Below are 17,481 nucleotides of genomic sequence, written 5' to 3' on the forward strand. Positions count from 1 at the left end.
ATGCGGGTCGCCATCGCCGGTGCCGGCAACGTGGGCCGCTCGATCGCCCAGGAGTTGATCGAGAACGGCCACCAGGTGATGCTCATCGAACGGCAGCCGCGGATGCTGCGGCCCGACCGGGTACCGGACGCGCAGTGGGTGCTGGCCGACGCCTGCGAGCTGACCAGCCTGGAGGAGGCCGACCTGGCCGGCTGCGACGTGGTGGTCGCCGCCACCGGTGACGACAAGGTCAACCTCGTGGTCTCACTGCTCGCCAAGACCGAGTTCGCGGTCCCCCGGGTGGTCGCCCGGGTCAACCGGGCCGAGAACGAGTGGCTCTTCACCGAGCAGTGGGGCGTGGACGTGGCGGTCAGCACGCCACGGGTGATGGCCGCACTCGTCGAGGAGGCGGTGACGGTGGGCGATCTGGTCCGCCTGATGACCTTCCGGCAGAGCGAGGCCAACCTGGTCGAGATCACGTTGCCGCCGACCGCGCCGCACGTCGGGCACCCACTGCGCGCGGTGCCACTGCCCCGGGACGCCGCGCTGGTGGCGATCCTGCGCGGCAAGCGGGTGCTGGTGCCCGGCCCGGACGACCCGATCGAGGCCGGCGACGAGTTGATCTTCGTCTGCACCGCCGAGATGGAGGACGCCGTACGGGCGGTGGTGCTCGGCCCGGACAGCGTCGACCGCACCCGCGAGTCGCGCTGAGCGGACCGTGGGGCCGGCGGAACGTCGGTGGTGGATCAGCTCGGCAGCGGGTCCGGGCGGCGCTCGCGGGTCACCCGCCGCACCGCCCAGACCGTGATCAGCAACAGCAGCACGTACGGCGGGTAGCCCAGCACCAGCCGGGCGATCCCGAGCGCGGTCTCCATGTCGGCGGCCGCCGCCTCGTCGCCGAGCTGGTCGAACCGGCGGGCCGCCAGGTAGATCGCGGCCTGCGCGCCCACCTTGGCCATCCACACCACGCCCCAGAGCACGGTCAACCGGGTGAAGGTGCGGACCAACCGGGGATCGTCGCGCCACTCGGAACTGCCCCTGGCCACCAGCACCGACCAGATCCAGCCGACCAGCGGCTGCCGGATCGCTGCCGAGATCAACAGGGCCAGGCCGTAGCCGATGCCGTAGAGGATGCCGGGCAGGTAGAAGTCGCGCGCGTCGCCCGTACGCCAGGCGATGGCGGCGCCGATCGCGATGCCGAACAGCCCGTTGACCGCGTGCCGCACCGGGCGGCGCTGTGCCAGCCGCAGCCCCCCGATCAGTACCGCGACCGTCACCGAGGCGATCACCGCGGGCCGCAGATCGCCGAGGATGTTGGTGATCACGAAGACCACCACCGGGATGCTGGACTCGACCAGTCCCCGCCAGCCCCCGAGCTGGTCGGCCATCTGCTCGGCGATGCTCGGCAGCCGCTCCTCGTCCACCGGCCCGATCTCCGGTTGGGCTGCCGGGTGCTGTCCGGTCGTCATCGCCCGCGTTCCATCCGCAGCGTCCGCAGAGTCACTTCGACGGCTCCAGCTCGTAGTACGGGTTATAGATCACCTTGCGGTCGTCACGCACCGCGATCCGCCCCTTGGCGGTCAGGTGCCGCCCCGGCTCGATGCCGACGATGTGCCGCCGCCCGAGCCAGACCAGCGTCACGACGTCGCTGCCGTCGTAGAGCCCGGCCTCCAGCGCCGGCAGGTTGGTCCGCGGGGTGTAGACCACGGTACGCAGCCGGCCACTGACCGAGACCACCTGCCCGCGCGCGCACTGCCGCACCGGCATCGCACCGCAGCGGGCGCTCTCCCGTTGCAGCTGCTGCGCCTCGATCTCGGCCTCGCTCGCGGTGAGCCGTCGCAGCATCCGCCGCAGCGAACCCCGACCCTCGTCGGTGGTCATCAGCTCCGCGTCACCCTCTCCACGCCGGCCGGCTGGCGCCGGAACCCGCCGCCTGCCGGCGACGCCGGGACGACTCCCGTCAGCGTACGCCCGACGGGGCCGTCTCGGCGCACCGGAACTCGTCCCGGGATGCCGCACGGCGGCGCGAACCTCCCGATCGCCGGTCAGCGGATGCCGGGCGTCGGCGCGGCGTCCTCCTGGCCGGGCTGCCCCGCCTGCTCGCCCGCCTCGCGGGGCAGCCGTAGCGGCAGCGGCTCACGCACCGGCTTGGCCTCCACCCCCCGGTCGACGACCAGCCCGTCCAGGCACCGGGCCAGCGGGCCGGCGGCGGCCGGATCGGTGGCCGCCGTGCCCTGGTAGACCGCACGGACCATCCACCGCGGCCCGTCCACGCCGACGAACCGCAGGTCGGTCTGGCCGTCCTCGGTACGCACCCGGGCGTGCAGCTCCGTGCCGTACTCGCCGGTGGCCTCCTGCGCGACGGCACCGTCGGCGAGCAGCGACTGGCGGATCTCCTCGCGCACCTCGTCCCAGATCCCCTCGGACCGCGGGGCGGCGAAGACGCCGAGTTGCAGGGCGCTCGGCCCGTGCACCAGCACGACCTGCTGGATCACCCCCTGCTGGTCGGCCTGCACCCGCACCTCGACGTCGGGCACCGCCGGGATCTGCAGGCTGCCCAGGTCGAGCCGCTGCACCCCGTCCGGCGCCTCGGTGACGTCGTACGGCCCGCCCGCCGGGGCCGGCTCGGCACCCTCGACGGTCTCGGGCACGTCGGTGGCCCGCTCGTCACGGGCGTGCCGTCCCGCGGCCCGCTTTCGGGAGAAGATCACTGCGTCCACCCTCCGCTGTTCGCACTCACGGTGCCGTCTCTTCCGTCCGCGCCGTCCGTGGCCGGCGGCGGCACCAGCCCGGCGTGCCCGCCGGTGGAGCCGTGCCCGCCGGTCCCGCGTCCGGACGCGGGTAGCTCGGCCACCGGCTCGAAGACCGCCCGTTCCACCCGCTGCACCACCAGCTGCGCGATCCGGTCACCCCGGGAGATCTTCACCGGCACGGCCCGATCATGGTTGATCAGGTTGACCAGGATCTCGCCCCGGTAGCCGGCGTCGACCGTACCGGGCGCGTTGAGCACCGTCACGCCGAGCCTGGCGGCGAGCCCCGATCGGGGATGGACAAGGCCCACGTACCCCTCGGGCAGGGCGATCGCCACGCCGGTGGGCACGAGCGCCCGACCGCCGGGCGGCAGCTCCACGTCGGCGGCCGCCATCAGGTCCGCACCGGCGTCACCGGGATGGGCGTACGCCGGCATCGGCAGCTCGGGGTCGAGCCGCCGCACCGGCACGGGCACCAGGTCGGTCACGGTTTCCCTCTTTCGTCCGTTCCGCATGGGGGTGACCCTGCCATCCTGCCCGGTGCCCGGACGGCACCGCGCCGTACCCTGGCACGAGTGAGCCAGTCACCGTCTCCTTCGCCCGTCACGGCGACGCCGGCGTACGCCGAACGACTGCGCCTGCCCTGGTGGTGGTGGCTCGCGGCGCTCGCCGCCGCCGCCCTGCTCGCCACGGAGGTGTGGATGGGCGGCGCCGGAGTCCGCGCCTGGCTGCCGTTCGCGGTGCTGTTGCCGGCGACCGTCGCCGGGCTGGCCTGGCTGGGCCGGATCCGGGTCGCGGTGACCGACGGCGAGTTGCGGGTCGACGACGCCCGGCTGCCCGTACGGTTCGTCGCCGACGCCATCGCGCTGGACGCCGACGGCCGGCGCGAGGTGCTCGGTGTCGGTGCCGATCCGCTGGCGTTCGTCGTCCAGCGACCGTGGATCTCCGGCGCCGTCCAGGTGATCCTCGACGACCCGGCCGATCCGACCCCGTTCTGGGTGGTCAGCTCCCGGCACCCGGTCGAGCTGGCCGACGCCCTCCTAGCCGCCCGCCACGCCGCGAACTAATCCCCTCGCCCCTCGCCCCGGCGATCAGGAGGGCCCGGGCAGGGCGGGCGGGGAGCCGGGGGGCGTGCCGGGCAGGGCGCGCCGTTGCCGGCGCAGGTCGGCGCGGAGCTGGTCGGCCAGGTTCCGGGTGGCCCGCCGGTTCAGAAAGCTCGCCACCGCGGCGCCGGTGAGGAAGGGCCCCAGCGTGGTCAGGTTGCGGCCGAAGCGCTTGAGCAGCGTGTCCCGCAGCTCGTGACGGGCAGCCGTGCCGAGCACGGCACCCACGCCCACACCGGGCATCATCGGGTTGACCCCACGCTGGTTGGCCCAGGCCTGCACCAGGGCGACCGTCCGCTCGGTGCCGCCGGCCGGCAGCGGTACGCCGTAGATCTCGTGCAGCTCACCGGTCAGTTTCAGCTCCACCGCCACCACCGCGACGGTCTCGGTGGCGAGCAGGACCGGCGCGGAGAGCAGGCTCGGGGCGATCGTCCACTGCACCGCCGACGCGCCACCACCGGCCGCGCCGACTCCCGCCGTCGCCCGGGCGGCGTTACGCACCAGCCGGTCGGCCAACTCCTCGTCGTCCAGCCCGGGAAAGTGTCGGCGCAGGGTGGCCAGGTCACGGACCGGTACGTGGGGGGCGATCTCGGCGACCGTGTCCACCATCCAGCGCAGCGCCGCTCTCGGCTTGAACAGATCCCCGATCCCCCGGGCCCGTGCCTGCCCGACCAGCCGGGCGAACAGCCGGCGCCGTTCCGCCGGCTCGATCTCGTCGGCCGTCAACGCGGCGACCGTCGCGCCCATCTCCTCCGCGTCATCGCCCCGCTCGCTGCGCTCGCTCATGCCGGCACTCCGCTCCGCTCCGCGCCGCCATGAGGCACCACCGCACTGAGCCGGATGACTCGCTCGCTGCGCTCGCTCATGCCGGCACTCCGCTGCGCTCGCTCATGGATAACGAGTCAACCAGGTAGTACGGTCCCGCGCTCGCCGAGCCGGGCGGCGGCGGCTCCACTCGGGAGCCGCCGCCCTGGTCGTGGTTGTCCTCCTGCTGTCAGACGCACTCGCGGCAGATCAGCTCGCCGTTACGCTCGACCGCAAGCTGGCTGCGGTGGTGGACGAGGAAGCAACGGGCACAGCGGAACTCGTCCTGCTGCATCGGCAGCACCTTGACCGTCAGCTCTTCGTCGGCAAGATCGGCACCAGGCAACTCGAAGCTCTCAGCCACTTCTGCCTCGTCGACGTCCACGGCGCCCGACTGCGAGTCGACGCGCCGGGCCTTGAGCTCTTCCAGGCTGTCCTCGCCGAGGTCGACCTCGTCGCGGCGCGGGGCGTCGTAGTCGGTGGCCATCGGTTCACTCTCCCATTTCGATGTTGTCGCTTCCGGTTGTAACGCCGGACGACGCTGTTTCGGTTCCGCTGGCCGGCCACCGCTAGTGTCGGCCACCTGACCCGACGACCGCTCGGGCCAGACCGCCAGAGGATCTCCCCGGCGAGCGCGGAACCCTACCCCCCCTTTGGGCGAGGCATGTATACCGCCCTCGTGGCTGAGATGTACGCCCCTGCCCGGGAAGTTGTTCCCAATGTGACTCAGGCGACACGAAGATAGGGGTAGTACTACCCCGTTCCCGGGTGGCGCGCCGGCATGTCGGACTGTTTCCACGCGACGGTCGGACACCCGTTAACCTCAGCGGCGTACCCGACGGCCGACGGGACCGCCCGACCCTCGACGGCCGCCGCCACCCATCACTGCCCGGGAGTGCCCTGATGAGCTTTGCGCGAGTGCGAGCACTCGTCGTCGTCGGCATGCTGGCGGTGGTCGCCCTGGTCTTCGTGATCGTGGCCCTGGTCAAGGACACCCAGGGTAACGCGGGCGTCGGCGAAGGTTGCCCCGATGACTGGCCGCGCGCCGACGTCACTCTGCGCGACCACAAGGACGTCCGGATCAACGTGCTCAACAGCACGGACCGCCCCGGTCTGGCCGGCAGCGTCGGCGACGACTTCCGCAACCGCGACTTCCAGGTGCAGAAGGAAGCAAACGAGAAGAAGAAGATCGACGACGTGGCGGTACTGCGCTACGGCCCGAAGGGCGTCGGCTCGGCGCACCTGCTGCGGGCGTACTTCCTCGGCAACGCCGAGCTCGAGTACAACCCCGAGCGTGAGGACGACATCGTCGACGTGGTGCTGGGCAGCGGCTTCCAGCAGCTGGCCACCACCACCGAGGTCAACCAGTCGCTGGGCGATCTCGGCGCCCCGGTCGCCCCGCCGGGTTCGTGCCCGATGCCGGTCGACAACTGACAGCCGCCTCGCCCCGCCACCCGCTGCCGACCCGGCCGCCCCACGGCCGACCCGGCCACCCGGGCGACTCCGGGGCCCCGGGAGGACGCCACGGGAGGAGTCAGCGCGGCTCAGGGGCCGCCGGAGGCGTCCAGCGCGGCGAGGCGGTCGTGCAGCGGGGCGAACAGCGCCGGCGGCGCGGCGATGACCATCTCGGGTCCGGGGTCCAGCCCCTTGAGCCCACCTACCCGCAGGCCGGCCTCGGCGGCCACCAGCCCGCCGGCCGCCTGGTCCCAGGCGGCCAGGCCCTTCTCGTAGTAGGCGTCGGCCCGCCCCTCGGCGACCATGCAGAGATCGACGGCGGCGGCGCCGAGTCGGCGGATGTCGCGCACGTGCGCGATCAGGTCGGTCAGCACCCGGGCCTGGTGGGCGCGGCGGGCCGGGTCGTACCCGAAACCGGTGATCACCAGCGCCTGGCCGAGGTCGGTCTCGGTGGAACACGTCAGGCGCCGGCCCTCCCGCCAGGCGCCACCACCGGCGGTCGCGGTCCACTCCTCGCCGGTGTGGATGTTGCGCACCACACCCGCCACCACCTCGCCGTCCACCTCCGCGGCGATCGACACTGCGCAGTGCGCCAGCCCGTACAGGTAGTTGATGGTGCCGTCGATCGGGTCCACGATCCAGCGCACCGGCGCCGGGGTGTCGTCGCCCCGCGCCGCCGCGCCGTACTCCTCGCCCAGCACGGCGTCGTACGGCCGCAGCCGGCGCAGCTCGTCGGTGATCTGGCGCTCCACCGCCCGGTCGGCCGCCGTCACCACGTCGGTGACCGTGCTCTTGGTCGCCGCGACCGACACACCCTCGGCCCGCATCCGGTACGCGGTGGCGGCCGCGGCCCGCGCCACCTCGATCGCGATCTCCAGTAGTTCCTGCGGCGGTGGCGCCGAGCGGTCCATCATCGGTCCCCTTTCCGCACGGCCGGGTATCCCGGCTCCGCGCGGGTATCATCCTTACAAAGTCCAAAAGCGCACCCGATTCGGCGGTCTCGACCGCCGATGAGCCGTGCGGCGCAGGATGATCGCCACAGACGGCGTTACAATTCACCCCTGCCCACGCGCCACGGACCGCCAGACGACCGGACGGCCCGGACACGGGGGTTCCTCAACCACATCGCCCGGTACGGTGCCCCACGCTGTGCCGGACGATCCCGGCCGTGCTCGCTCTTCGCCTCCGGAAGGTCATTCGTGACAGAACCCCGCCAGACCGGCGCCGACGTTCGCTCGCTCACCGACACCCTGATCGCCCACGCGCAGAGCGCCGGCGGCCAGCTCACGTCGGCCCAGCTCGCGCGCACCGTCGAGTCCGCCGAGGTGACTCCGGCCCAGGCCAAGAAGATCCTGCGGGCGCTCTCCGAGGCCGGGGTGACCGTCGTGGTCGACGGCTCGGCGAGCACCCGCCGGCGCGTGGCCGCCGCGCGCTCCGCAACCCCGGCGTCCCGGGCCACCACCGCCAAGACCACCAAGAAGGCGGCGCCGCCCGCCCCGAAGCAGGCCCCCGCCGCGGAGGAGGCACCGGCTCCGGCCCCGCGGAAGGCGACCTCGCGCAAGGCCGCCGGCACCACCGCGGAGGTGGCCGCCAAGGCAGCCGCGCCGACCAAGAAGTCCACCCGGGCCACCAAGGCCACGGTGGCCGCCGCGACGGGCACGGCGAAGCCCGCCAAGGCCGCGGGCAAGACCGCCGAGGGCGAGGCCGCCCCCGAGGGCGAGGTCAATCCCGAGGAACTCGCCGCCGAGATCGAGGATGTGGTGGTCGAGGAGCCGGCCGAGTTGGCCCGGGCCGCCGCGACCGACGCGGCGAACTCCGCCACCGACAACGACTTCGAGTGGGACGACGAGGAGTCCGAGGCACTCAAGCAGGCGCGTCGGGACGCCGAGCTGACCGCCTCGGCGGACTCCGTCCGGGCGTACCTCAAGCAGATCGGCAAGGTTCCGCTGCTCAACGCCGAGCAGGAGGTGGAGCTGGCCAAGCGGATCGAGGCCGGGCTCTACGCCGCCGAGCGTCTGCGGGCGGCCGACGAGGGCGAGGAGAAGCTCGCCCGGGACATGCAGCGCGACCTGCTCTGGATCTCCCGGGACGGCGAGCGGGCCAAGAACCACCTGCTGGAGGCGAACCTCCGCCTGGTCGTCTCGCTCGCCAAGCGCTACACGGGCCGTGGCATGGCCTTCCTCGACCTCATCCAGGAAGGCAACCTCGGCCTCATCCGCGCCGTCGAGAAATTCGACTACACCAAGGGCTACAAGTTCTCCACCTACGCCACCTGGTGGATCCGCCAAGCCATCACCCGCGCCATGGCCGACCAGGCCCGCACCATCCGCATCCCCGTCCACATGGTCGAGGTGATCAACAAGCTCGGCCGGATCCAACGCGAGCTGCTCCAGGACCTGGGCCGTGAGCCCACGCCGGAGGAGCTGGCCAAGGAGATGGACATCACACCGGAGAAGGTGCTGGAGATCCAGCAGTACGCTCGGGAGCCCATCTCGCTCGACCAGACCATCGGCGACGAGGGCGACAGCCAGCTCGGCGACTTCATCGAGGACTCGGAGGCGGTCGTCGCGGTCGACGCGGTCTCCTTCTCCCTGCTTCAGGACCAGCTCCAGCAGGTGCTCCAGACGTTGTCCGAGCGTGAGGCGGGTGTGGTACGCCTGCGGTTCGGGCTGACCGACGGCCAACCGCGTACGCTGGACGAGATCGGCCAGGTCTACGGGGTGACCCGCGAGCGCATCCGGCAGATCGAGTCGAAGACGATGTCCAAGCTGCGGCACCCGTCCCGTTCCCAGGTGCTCCGCGACTACCTTGACTGATCAGCATTCGTCAACTGATCGTGCCCTTTTGACCACTTGGTGTGCAACGTCAGATGGTGATCAGGTGGTTGCACGAATGTGATCGTTGACGTGGCACCCTGGGTGCACGGCACACTGTCCGTGCCATGTGTGACCTCGGTCCCCCGCGGGCACACAGGGAAGGCGAGGCCCGCTCAGGATGTTGCAGGATAGGTGACCACGACCGAAGAGAGAGTTCATCGGTGACGACCAGAGGAGGAAGGCGATGACCCCGACCCTCACGCCGCCGCCCGAGACGGTGAGCCCCCCGGCCGCCGATGAACGGTGCGACCGCTGCAATGCCGCCGGCAAGCTCCGGATCACCCTGTCGGGTGGCAGTGAGCTGGTGTTCTGTGGGCACCACGCCAACAAGTACGCCGAGGATCTCGTCAAGATCACCGTTCGGTACGCGACGGACCCGGAGTTCAGCTGGCGCGGCGCCGACCTGATGGCCAACTGAGACCCCGTAAACCCGACATAACGGCGGAGGGGGACATCCCATGGGATGTCCCCCTCCGCCTTCGCTGTCCCCGAGGGTTTAGCGCCTGTGTCGAGGTCCTAGAGCGTCTGGGCGGTGGCGATGCGTTCTTCCAGCTGCTCGATGGTGGCTTGGGCGCTGGGGGGACCGCCGCAGAGCCGGCGCAGCTCGGCGTGGATCTTGCCGTGTGGCTGGCCGGTGCGGTGGTGCTGAGCCGCCACCAGGGCGTTGAGCTGGCGCCGCAGTGCCACTCGCCGCTGGGCCGCGCTCATCGGTGCCGGCGGGGCCGATGAGGCCGACGAGGCCGACGGTTCGGATGCCGGCTCGGCCGTGCGACGCCGGTGAGCGGCGAGCTGATCGGCCTGCCGCTTGGAGAGCAGCGCCGCCACCTGTTCCGGGGTGAGCAGCCCGGGCAGGCCGAGGTACTCCTCCTCCTCGGGCGTGCCGGCCTGTGCCGCGGTGCCGAAGGATGCGCCGTCGAAGATGACCTGGTCCAGTTCGGCGGTGGCGGACAGCGCGGCGAAGCGCTTCTCCAGCTCGCCACTGGCCTGGTCGTCGCGCTGGGCCCGCTCCAGCAGCTCGTCGTCGAAGCCCTCCCGATCCTTCGGCTTGCCGAGCACGTGGTCGCGTTCGGCCTCCATCTCGCTGGCCAGCCCGAGCAGGTGCGGCACGCTGGGCAGGAAGACCGACGCGGTCTCCCCCGGCCGCCGGGCCCGGACGAACCGCCCGATCGCCTGCGCGAAGTACAGCGGGGTGCTGGCGCTGGTCGCGTACACGCCGACGGCCAGCCGGGGGATGTCGACGCCCTCGGAGACCATCCGCACCGCCACCAGCCACCGTTGCTCGGACGCGGCGAAGGTCGCGATCCGGGCCGAGGCACCCGCGTCGTCGGAGAGTACGACCGCCGCCTTCTCCCCCGCCACCTGCTCGATGAGCCTGGCGTACGAGCGGGCCGTTTGCTGGTCGCTGGCGATGACCAACCCGCCCGCGTCGGGCATGCCCGCCTCGCGCAGCACGCTCAGCCGGGCGTCGGCGGCCCGGAGCACCTGCGGCATCCAGTCACCGGCCGGATCCAGGGCGGTGCGCCAGGCCTGGGCGACGAGATCCTGCGTCATCGGCTCGCCCAGCCGGGCCGCCAACTCCTCCCCGGCGTTGGTGCGCCACCGGGTCTCCCCCGAGTACGCCAGGAACAGCACCGGCCGCACCACGCCGTCGCGCAACGCGTCGCTGTAGCCGTAGACCGAGTCGGCCCGGGACCGGAGCAGGCCGTCCCCGCCCCGCTCGTAGCTGACGAACGGGATCGGGTTGTCGTCGGAACGGAACGGCGTGCCGGTCAGCATCAGCCGGCGTACCGCGGGCTCGAACGCCGCCTTCACGCCGTCGCCCCAGGTACGCGAGTCGCCGGCGTGGTGGATCTCGTCGAGGATGACCAGGGTGCGTCGGGTCATGGTGCGCCGCCGGTGCACCTGAGGCGCCATTCCGACCTGCGCGTAGGTGACCACGGCACCGTGGAAGTCCGCCGAGGAGTGCAGATCCGCGTTGCGGAACGCGGCGTCGAGCTGGATCCCGACCCGGGCCGCCGACTCGGCCCACTGGGTCTTCAGGTGCTCGGTCGGCGCGACCACGGTGACCGCCTCGATGCTGCCGTCCGCGAGCAGCTCGGCGGCGATCCGCAGGGCGAACGTGGTCTTACCGGCACCGGGCGTGGCGACCGCGGTGAAGTCCTCGCTGCGGCGGCGCAGATACTCCACCAGAGCCCTGCGCTGCCAGGCGCGCAGGGGCGGAAACGTCTCGAGCGCCGGCGTCCGGGCTGCCACGCGTTCGCTCCTCTCCGGCCGCACGTTGTCCCGCCCGCAGGGGGCGGGCCCGGGCCGTGGGGCTCGGGTGGCCGCCCCACGAAAATGCCTCCGCGCAGCCGAGCCGCGAAGGCCGACTCAGCATAACCAGGACCGGTCATCGCGCCCACGTGACGCCACATCCGTCACACCGGTGCCGCTCACCGCCGGTGGTTCACTCCGGCGGCGGCCCGGGCAGGCCGGTGCGCGGTGGGCGCAGCGTGGCCACCGGCGCGGACCAGCGTCGACGCAGGGCCACCAGGCGTACGCCGAAGACCAGCGCCGCGGCGGCGGTCAGCGGCATCGGCCCGGTGTGCCCGAGGTGGTGCAGAGCCACCACCACGATCGACCCGACGAGCGCCGCCAGGGCGTAGATCTCCCGCCGCAGCACCACCGGGATCTCCCCGGTGAGCAGGTCACGGCCGAGTCCGCCACCGATCGCGGTGAGCATGCCGATCAGTCCGGCGCCGACCGGCGGGACCTGGGCGTCGAGGGCCTTGAGGGTGCCGGTGACGGTGAACAGGCCGAGCCCGGCCGCGTCCAGTACCAGGACGGTGGTACGCAGCCGGGCCAACTGCGGGTGCAGCCAGAAGACCGCCCCGGCGGTCACGGCGGCGGTGACCGCGTAGCGCCAGTCGGCGAACGCCAGCGGCGGGACCTCGTCGATCACCAGGTCCCGGACGATCCCGCCACCGAGGGCGGCGACGAAGCCGACGAAGACGACGCCGAAGAGGTCGAGCCGTTTGGCCACCGCCGCGGAGGCACCCGAGGCGGCGAAGACCGCGACACCGGCCAGGTCGGCCAGGAGCAGGGCGGTGGAGGTGGTCACCGCCGCAGGTTACGCCGACCGTCGTAAGGGCCGGCCAGGCTCACTCCCGGTACGAGTCGTAGATCTCCTTGCACTTCGGGCAGACCGGCGAGCCGGGCTTGGGGGTCTTCGTCACCGGGAACGTCTCCCCGCACAGCGCCACGACGAAGGTGCCCATCACGGCACTCTCGGCGATTTTTTCCTTCCGGACGTAGTGGAACATCTCCGGACCGGTGTCGGCGTCCTTCAGCTCGGGACGTTCGAGGATCTGTGTGCTCACGTCTGCACCTCCAACCGACAAGTTTGGCAGGTCACCTTGACCCGGTCCACCTGAGGTGACCTCGGTGGCGGGCGTACGGTGGGCGATTGTGACCAACTTTCACCTTCGCTACGGCACGGAGGTGGCCCGGGCGCTGCGCGAGCACCGTCCCGTGGTCGCCCTGGAGAGCACCATCGTCTCGCACGGCCTGCCCCGGCCGGACAATCTCCGGGTGGCCCGGCAGATCGAACAGGTCGTCCGGGACGCCGGCGCGGTGCCGGCCACCATCGGCATGGTCGCCGGTGACCTCGTGGTCGGCCTCGACGATGCCGAACTGACCCGACTGGCCACCGCCGACGGCGTGACCAAACTCTCCGTACGCGATCTCGCGGTGGCCGCCGCGACCCGCGCGGACGGTGCGACCACCGTGGCCGCGACCAGTGCCGTAGCCGCCGCGGCCGGCATCGGTGTGTTCGCCACCGGCGGGCTGGGCGGGGTGCACCGCGAGGCGGCGCAGACCTTCGACGAGTCGGCCGACCTGGTCACCCTGGCCCGCACCCCGATCGCGGTGGTCTGCGCCGGAGTCAAGTCGATCCTCGACGTGGGCGCCACCCTGGAACGGCTGGAGACGCTCGGGGTGGCCGTGCTCGGCTACCGTACCCGCCGGTTCCCGGGCTTCTTCATCACCGACGGCGGCTTCGATCTGGACTGGTCGGTCGACTCGCCGGAACTGGTCGCCGACGCACTGGTCGCCCGGGAGCAGCACGGCGTGCACCACGGCGGGCTGATCGTCGCCAACCCGCTGCCGACCGACGAGCAACTCGACCCGGGCCTGCACGACCGCACCCTCGCCGACGGGTTGGCGCTGCTGGCGCGCGACGGGGTGAGCGGCAAGGCCGTCACGCCGTACCTGCTGGCCCACTTCCACTCCGCCACCGAGGGCGCCAGCCTGGCCGTCAACGTCCGGATCATCCTGCGCAACGCCGAGCTGGCGGCCCGGATCGCGATCGCCGTCGCCGACCGCCGTACCGACGCGCCCGCGTGAGCGAGCGAACCATCGGGCTCGGCAGCGAGGCGACCGTCGGGGACGGCCCGGTTCATCGCGGCGGCGGCGAGCCGGGTGGGGCGGTTGCCGGGGGCGGCACCGGCCGCGTCCTGGTCGTCGGTGACGTGGTCACCGACGTGGTGGCGGTACTGGCCGGCGGGCTGACCCGCGGTTCGGACACCCCGGCGGCGATCCGTTTCACCGGCGGCGGTCAGGCGGCCAACACGGCGTCCTGGCTCGCCGCGCAGGGCGTACCGGTGACGTTGGTCGGCGCGGTCGGCGACGACCCCGCGGGACGGGATCGGCTGGCGGAACTGACCGCGGCCGGGGTCGACTGTGCGGTGGACCGGGTGGCCGGGTGCGCCACCGGCACGGTGATCGTGCTGGCCGCCGGCGACGAACGCACGATGATCACCGAGCGCGGCGCGAACGTACGGCTGCGCCCCGGGCACGTCGAGGCGACGCTGGCCGGTACGCCGGACGCGAGGCACCTGCACCTGTCCGGGTACACCCTGCTGGATGCCGACTCCCGGCCGGCCGGCCTGCGGGCGCTGGCCGCCGCCCGCCAGCGTGGCCTCACCACCAGCGTCGACGCGGCCTCGGCGGCGCCGCTGCGCGCCGTCGGACCAGCGAGCTTCCTGGGCTGGGTACGCGACGTCGACCTGCTGCTCGTGAACACCGACGAGGCGACGGTGCTGGCCGGCGGACTCGATCCGCCCGCTCAGGGACGGGCCCTGATCGCCTCGGCCCGACGGGTGGTGGTCAAGCGGGGCGGTGCCGGCGCGACCTGGGTCGACCGGGACGCCTCGGTGGTCACCTCGCCGGCCCGCCGGGTGGCGGTGCTCGACGTGACCGGGGCGGGTGACGCCTTCGCGGCCGGGCTGCTGGCCGCCTGGCTGGCGGGGGCGACGCCGTCGGCCGCCCTGCACCGGGCCGCCGACCTCGGCGCGGCGGCGGTCTCCCAGATCGGCGCCCGCCCGGCGCGCTGAACGTCCCCGCAGACCGGCACCCGGTCGCCCGCTGAAGGCCCGTGCGGGCAAGCCCGCGCCCGCCCGGCCCGCTGAACGTCCGCGCCGTGCCGACCGGATCGGCGGCTCGGGCGGCTCAGGGCTCGGCGTCGATGACCCGGTGCGGCCGTTCCTCGGCGGCGAGGCTCATCGGTGCCGGCGGGGCGGCGGCCTCCGGGCGTGCCGAGAAGCGGTTGGCCAGCCGGTGACGCTCCTTCGGGGGCCGGTCGTTGGCCAGCAGCACCGCGACCCACGGGATGAGCACCATGCCGAGCGCGACCAGGGGCAGCCAGAGCCAGAGCAGGGGCGCCTTCGCGCCGACCAGGATCGCGCCGACGATCACGCAGGCGACCCGGACGCTCATCATCACGACGTACCGCCGCTGCCGGCTGGTCAGTTGGTCGTCCTGGCTGCGCGAGGCGTCGGTGATGAGGATCGGGCGGTACGCCTGACGCTTCACCGTGGTACCTCCTCCGGAGGGGTCACCCCCCATCCTGTCACCCGGACCGGGCCACCGGCGACGTTCGCCGCCCGAACGACGCGTGTTACGCACGTGGTACGCTCGCCAGGTGGGCAGCAGGTTCAGCTTCACCGACGAGGCGCTGGCGAACCTGAGGGTCTACGACGTCACACCGGGGGAAGTCTGGGAGGCCCTGCACAGCGGCCGGCGGGTCATCCGCCACCTGGGCGACGACGTGATGGTGGTCTACGCCACCACCGCTCGAGGGCGCCGGGTGGCCGTGCTGCTGGCCGAGGCCGACGGGACCGACAACGACTGGGACGTCCTCTCCGCCCGTGAGCTGAGCGACGTCGAGACGAAACGCTACGACGAGGCCGTGCGGAGATCTCCGGAGACGAGGAGGCGGTGACGATGAACCGTCACGACGCGACCAAGCAGTTCCACAGCGGCGGCGACCGGTTCGCCGAGTTGCTCGAAGAGAGCCGCCCGGTGGAGCTGCCCACCCCCGACACCGAAACCCCGATGGTCAGCCGCTCGGTCCGGCTGCCGCTGGACACGTACGAACGGGTCCGTGCCGCCGCCGACGCCCGGGGCATCGGCGTGACCACGCTGATGCGACAGTGGATCGAGGCGGGCCTCGCCGACCTGGACGACTCGGCCACCGTCTCGCTGGCCGATGTCCGCCGGGCCATCGCCTCCCTGGCCCACCCGAGCGCCGCCTGACGGTTAGGCCGCTCAGCGCGGCCCCGCGTACGGGTGTTCAGGTCGGGAAGCCGACGCCGCCGGGTTCCTCGCGGCCCAGCGGCGAGGCGGACATCTCCGGCGGACGACCGTAGCTGCGCTTCAGGTCGACGGCGGCCAGCCCGGCCAGCACGGCGGCGACCACGCACAGGGCGAGCATCGGCGGTCCGAGCAGGAGCAGCGGAGCCGCGCCGGCCAGAACCAGGACGGCCAGCACCCGCGTCCGCGAGACCCGGTCGAAGATCTCGTACTCGAAGCGACTCCGCCCGAGCAGGAACAGCACCGGTCCGCCGACGACGAAGAGCAGCCAGGACGGCTCGACCCGACCGAACGGCTCCGTGATCACCAGCTCGTATCCCACGCCGGTGAACAGCACACCGAGCACCATGAGCAGGTGGGTCTGGGTCACCGACGCGCCGAGCCGACCGGGCGACCGGGCCAACCGCAGCGCCTCGACGAGCAGGTGGCCGGCCCGATGAAAGTAGATCCGCCAGAGCAGCGCGGTGATGAGGAAGGAGACCGCGAAGGCGCCGGCCGCCGTCGCGGAGAAGCCCTTCCCGCTGTAGGTCACTCCGATCACCAGGATCGTCTCGCCCAGCGCGATGAGGAAGATCTGCTGATAGCGCTCCGCGAGGTGCTCACCCGCTATCCGCCAGGCCGACGGCGGTGCCGGGCCCAGCCAGGGCACCGGCCAGCCCAGCAGGAGCCCCGTCATGTCGATACCCAGGGCCACCGCCCACAGCCCGAGCCGCAGCTGGTCCGGCCCGAGCGCGCCGGCCAGCCAGAACACCCCGCCCGCGACCGCCCAGACGATCAGCCGCCACGGCACCGTCCGGCGTGGGTGGCGACCCAGCACGACGGAGATCAGCACCGGCCGGCCGATCATGACCACCAGGTACGCCAGCACGAACGGCAGCGCGCGTTCCTCGAAGGCCCGGGGCAGGGTCACGGCCATCACCAGGCTGCCGAGCATCGTGGCGACCACGACGAACTGGATCGTTTCCGCCTCCGGGTCGTACCGGCTGGTGACCCAGTTGATCAACGACCAGACGTGCCAGAGCGCAAGAAACAGGATCATGCTCTGGGCCAGGCCCATCACGGTCAGCCCCTGCTCGACCTCGTCGATGAGGCGCACCGAGACCCGGGTGAGCGCGAAGACGTACGCCAGGTCGAAGAAGAGCTCCAGGAAGGTGGCCCGTGGTGAGCCCGCCGCCTCGCGCAGCAGCGCGCCGCCCCGTCGTGCCACCATCGGTCGCCCCTCCGCCATCTCGGGCGGCGGCTGTCAGTCGCCGGTGGCCTTCGCCTTCGCCGCCGCCTTCATCTGCTTTTTGTACTCCCGGACGAGGCGCAGTGACTCGGCATCGGTGACATCGGCGACGGATCGGTGCGCTTTCGGGTCGCCGTACGCGCCGGCCGCCTCCTGCCAGCCGGGCGGCTGCACCCCGAACCGCTTGCCGAGCAGGGCGAGGAAGATCTGCGCCTTCTGCCGGCCGAACCCGGGCAGCCCGGCGATCCGCGCGAGCAACTCGCGGCCGTCCGCCGGGTCGGCCCAGAGCCGGGCGGCATCGCCGTCGTAGCGCTCGACCAGCACCCGGCACACCTCCTGCACGCGGGCCGCCATCGCCTTGGGAAACCGGTGCAGCGCCGGCGGCTGGGCGAACAGGGCGACCAGGGCCTCCGGGTCGTACCCGGCGAGTTCCCGGGCGTCCAGGTCGTGGCCGAGTCGCTGGGCCAGCACGTACGGCGAGGAGAAGGCCTTCTCCATCGAAACCTGCTGGTCGAGCACCATCCCGACCAGCAGGGCGAGCGGACTGCGCGCCAGCAGGCGGTTCGCCTCCGGGTCAATGGGCAGGGCGAGTGTCATGCGCTCCATCCTGCCCGCACCGGGCTGGACGAGCGTAGACACCCACCCGGTTTCGTTGG

At 72.5% G+C, this 17,481-nt stretch carries 22 protein-coding genes; 9 read left to right on the forward strand and 13 right to left on the reverse strand.

Annotated features, from left to right (window positions below):
• Positions 1–690 (forward strand): TrkA family potassium uptake protein, encoded by a 690-nt coding sequence (locus O7615_RS00360; RefSeq protein ID WP_278175097.1) that lies wholly within the window; start codon positions 1–3, stop codon positions 688–690.
• A 35-nt stretch (positions 691–725) separates the two neighbouring features.
• On the opposite strand, the gene O7615_RS00365 is transcribed toward O7615_RS00360, so the two are convergent.
• The 4 genes from O7615_RS00365 to dut all read right to left on the reverse strand — a co-directional run bounded on the left by O7615_RS00365 (position 726) and on the right by dut (position 3,217).
• A complete protein-coding gene (locus O7615_RS00365; RefSeq protein WP_278175098.1) occupies positions 726–1,448 on the reverse strand; it encodes a DUF3159 domain-containing protein in 723 nt (240 codons plus the stop codon).
• A gap of 31 nt (positions 1,449–1,479) precedes the next feature.
• Positions 1,480–1,860, reverse strand: a complete 381-nt coding sequence (locus tag O7615_RS00370) for an OB-fold nucleic acid binding domain-containing protein (protein ID WP_278175099.1) — start codon at positions 1,858–1,860, stop codon at positions 1,480–1,482.
• A gap of 164 nt (positions 1,861–2,024) precedes the next feature.
• Complete coding sequence (locus O7615_RS00375; protein WP_278175100.1) at positions 2,025–2,690, reverse strand: DUF3710 domain-containing protein; 666 nt, start codon at positions 2,688–2,690, stop codon at positions 2,025–2,027.
• Complete coding sequence (gene dut / locus O7615_RS00380) at positions 2,687–3,217, reverse strand: dUTP diphosphatase (protein WP_278175101.1); 531 nt, start codon at positions 3,215–3,217, stop codon at positions 2,687–2,689. Before dut ends, O7615_RS00375 begins: the two co-directional genes overlap by 4 nt.
• 87 nt (positions 3,218–3,304) lie before the next feature.
• Between dut and O7615_RS00385 the strand changes: the two genes are divergently transcribed.
• Entirely contained in the window at positions 3,305–3,796 is a 492-nt protein-coding gene (locus O7615_RS00385) for a DUF3093 domain-containing protein (RefSeq protein ID WP_278175102.1), read from the forward strand.
• Between the two features lie 24 nt (positions 3,797–3,820).
• On the opposite strand, the gene O7615_RS00390 is transcribed toward O7615_RS00385, so the two are convergent.
• Both O7615_RS00390 and O7615_RS00395 read right to left on the reverse strand, forming a co-directional pair.
• A complete protein-coding gene (locus O7615_RS00390) occupies positions 3,821–4,618 on the reverse strand; it encodes a hypothetical protein (RefSeq protein WP_278175103.1) in 798 nt (265 codons plus the stop codon).
• A 208-nt stretch (positions 4,619–4,826) separates the two neighbouring features.
• Positions 4,827–5,123: a DUF4193 domain-containing protein gene (locus O7615_RS00395; RefSeq protein ID WP_007075406.1), complete on the reverse strand. Its 297-nt coding sequence runs from the start codon at positions 5,121–5,123 to the stop codon at positions 4,827–4,829.
• Between the two features lie 431 nt (positions 5,124–5,554).
• Between O7615_RS00395 and O7615_RS00400 the strand changes: the two genes are divergently transcribed.
• Entirely contained in the window at positions 5,555–6,070 is a 516-nt protein-coding gene (locus O7615_RS00400) for a LytR C-terminal domain-containing protein (RefSeq protein WP_278181926.1), read from the forward strand.
• Positions 6,071–6,180: 110 nt separating this feature from the next.
• Here the strand turns inward: O7615_RS00400 and O7615_RS00405 are convergent, their stop codons facing one another.
• Positions 6,181–7,002, reverse strand: a complete 822-nt coding sequence (locus tag O7615_RS00405; RefSeq protein WP_278181927.1) for an inositol monophosphatase family protein — start codon at positions 7,000–7,002, stop codon at positions 6,181–6,183.
• 288 nt (positions 7,003–7,290) lie between these two features.
• Here O7615_RS00405 and O7615_RS00410 point away from each other — a divergent pair, with 288 nt between their 5' ends.
• Both O7615_RS00410 and O7615_RS00415 read left to right on the forward strand, forming a co-directional pair.
• Positions 7,291–8,907, forward strand: a complete 1,617-nt coding sequence (locus tag O7615_RS00410; RefSeq protein ID WP_278175104.1) for an RNA polymerase sigma factor — start codon at positions 7,291–7,293, stop codon at positions 8,905–8,907.
• Between the two features lie 244 nt (positions 8,908–9,151).
• Positions 9,152–9,385: a hypothetical protein gene (locus O7615_RS00415; protein ID WP_278175105.1), complete on the forward strand. Its 234-nt coding sequence runs from the start codon at positions 9,152–9,154 to the stop codon at positions 9,383–9,385.
• 98 nt (positions 9,386–9,483) lie between these two features.
• Here O7615_RS00415 and O7615_RS00420 read toward each other — a convergent pair whose 3' ends face one another.
• The 3 genes from O7615_RS00420 to O7615_RS00430 form a co-directional block, all read right to left on the reverse strand.
• Positions 9,484–11,220 carry a DEAD/DEAH box helicase gene (locus tag O7615_RS00420; RefSeq protein WP_278175107.1) on the reverse strand — a complete coding sequence of 579 codons (1,737 nt, stop codon included), beginning with the start codon at positions 11,218–11,220 and terminating at the stop codon, positions 9,484–9,486.
• Between the two features lie 193 nt (positions 11,221–11,413).
• Positions 11,414–12,067: a trimeric intracellular cation channel family protein gene (locus O7615_RS00425; protein ID WP_278175109.1), complete on the reverse strand. Its 654-nt coding sequence runs from the start codon at positions 12,065–12,067 to the stop codon at positions 11,414–11,416.
• Between the two features lie 40 nt (positions 12,068–12,107).
• Complete coding sequence (locus tag O7615_RS00430) at positions 12,108–12,326, reverse strand: DUF3039 domain-containing protein (RefSeq protein ID WP_093410319.1); 219 nt, start codon at positions 12,324–12,326, stop codon at positions 12,108–12,110.
• Between the two features lie 88 nt (positions 12,327–12,414).
• Between O7615_RS00430 and O7615_RS00435 the strand changes: the two genes are divergently transcribed.
• Entirely contained in the window at positions 12,415–13,350 is a 936-nt protein-coding gene (locus tag O7615_RS00435) for a pseudouridine-5'-phosphate glycosidase (protein WP_278175110.1), read from the forward strand.
• Between the two features lie 110 nt (positions 13,351–13,460).
• Entirely contained in the window at positions 13,461–14,339 is an 879-nt protein-coding gene (locus tag O7615_RS00440) for a PfkB family carbohydrate kinase (RefSeq protein ID WP_278181928.1), read from the forward strand.
• A gap of 115 nt (positions 14,340–14,454) precedes the next feature.
• On the opposite strand, the gene O7615_RS00445 is transcribed toward O7615_RS00440, so the two are convergent.
• Positions 14,455–14,817: a DUF3099 domain-containing protein gene (locus O7615_RS00445; RefSeq protein ID WP_278175111.1), complete on the reverse strand. Its 363-nt coding sequence runs from the start codon at positions 14,815–14,817 to the stop codon at positions 14,455–14,457.
• A gap of 109 nt (positions 14,818–14,926) precedes the next feature.
• Here O7615_RS00445 and O7615_RS00450 point away from each other — a divergent pair, with 109 nt between their 5' ends.
• A complete protein-coding gene (locus O7615_RS00450; RefSeq protein ID WP_278175112.1) occupies positions 14,927–15,226 on the forward strand; it encodes a hypothetical protein in 300 nt (99 codons plus the stop codon).
• Between the two features lie 2 nt (positions 15,227–15,228).
• Entirely contained in the window at positions 15,229–15,540 is a 312-nt protein-coding gene (locus O7615_RS00455; RefSeq protein ID WP_278175113.1) for a hypothetical protein, read from the forward strand.
• A 37-nt stretch (positions 15,541–15,577) separates the two neighbouring features.
• Here the strand turns inward: O7615_RS00455 and O7615_RS00460 are convergent, their stop codons facing one another.
• Complete coding sequence (locus O7615_RS00460; RefSeq protein WP_278175114.1) at positions 15,578–16,807, reverse strand: low temperature requirement protein A; 1,230 nt, start codon at positions 16,805–16,807, stop codon at positions 15,578–15,580.
• A gap of 33 nt (positions 16,808–16,840) precedes the next feature.
• Positions 16,841–17,431 carry an HhH-GPD-type base excision DNA repair protein gene (locus O7615_RS00465; protein ID WP_347405059.1) on the reverse strand — a complete coding sequence of 197 codons (591 nt, stop codon included), beginning with the start codon at positions 17,429–17,431 and terminating at the stop codon, positions 16,841–16,843.
• Positions 17,432–17,481 lie beyond the last annotated feature (50 nt).

Source organism: Micromonospora sp. WMMD1082 (assembly GCF_029626175.1).
Classification (GTDB): Bacteria; Actinomycetota; Actinomycetes; order Mycobacteriales; family Micromonosporaceae; genus Micromonospora.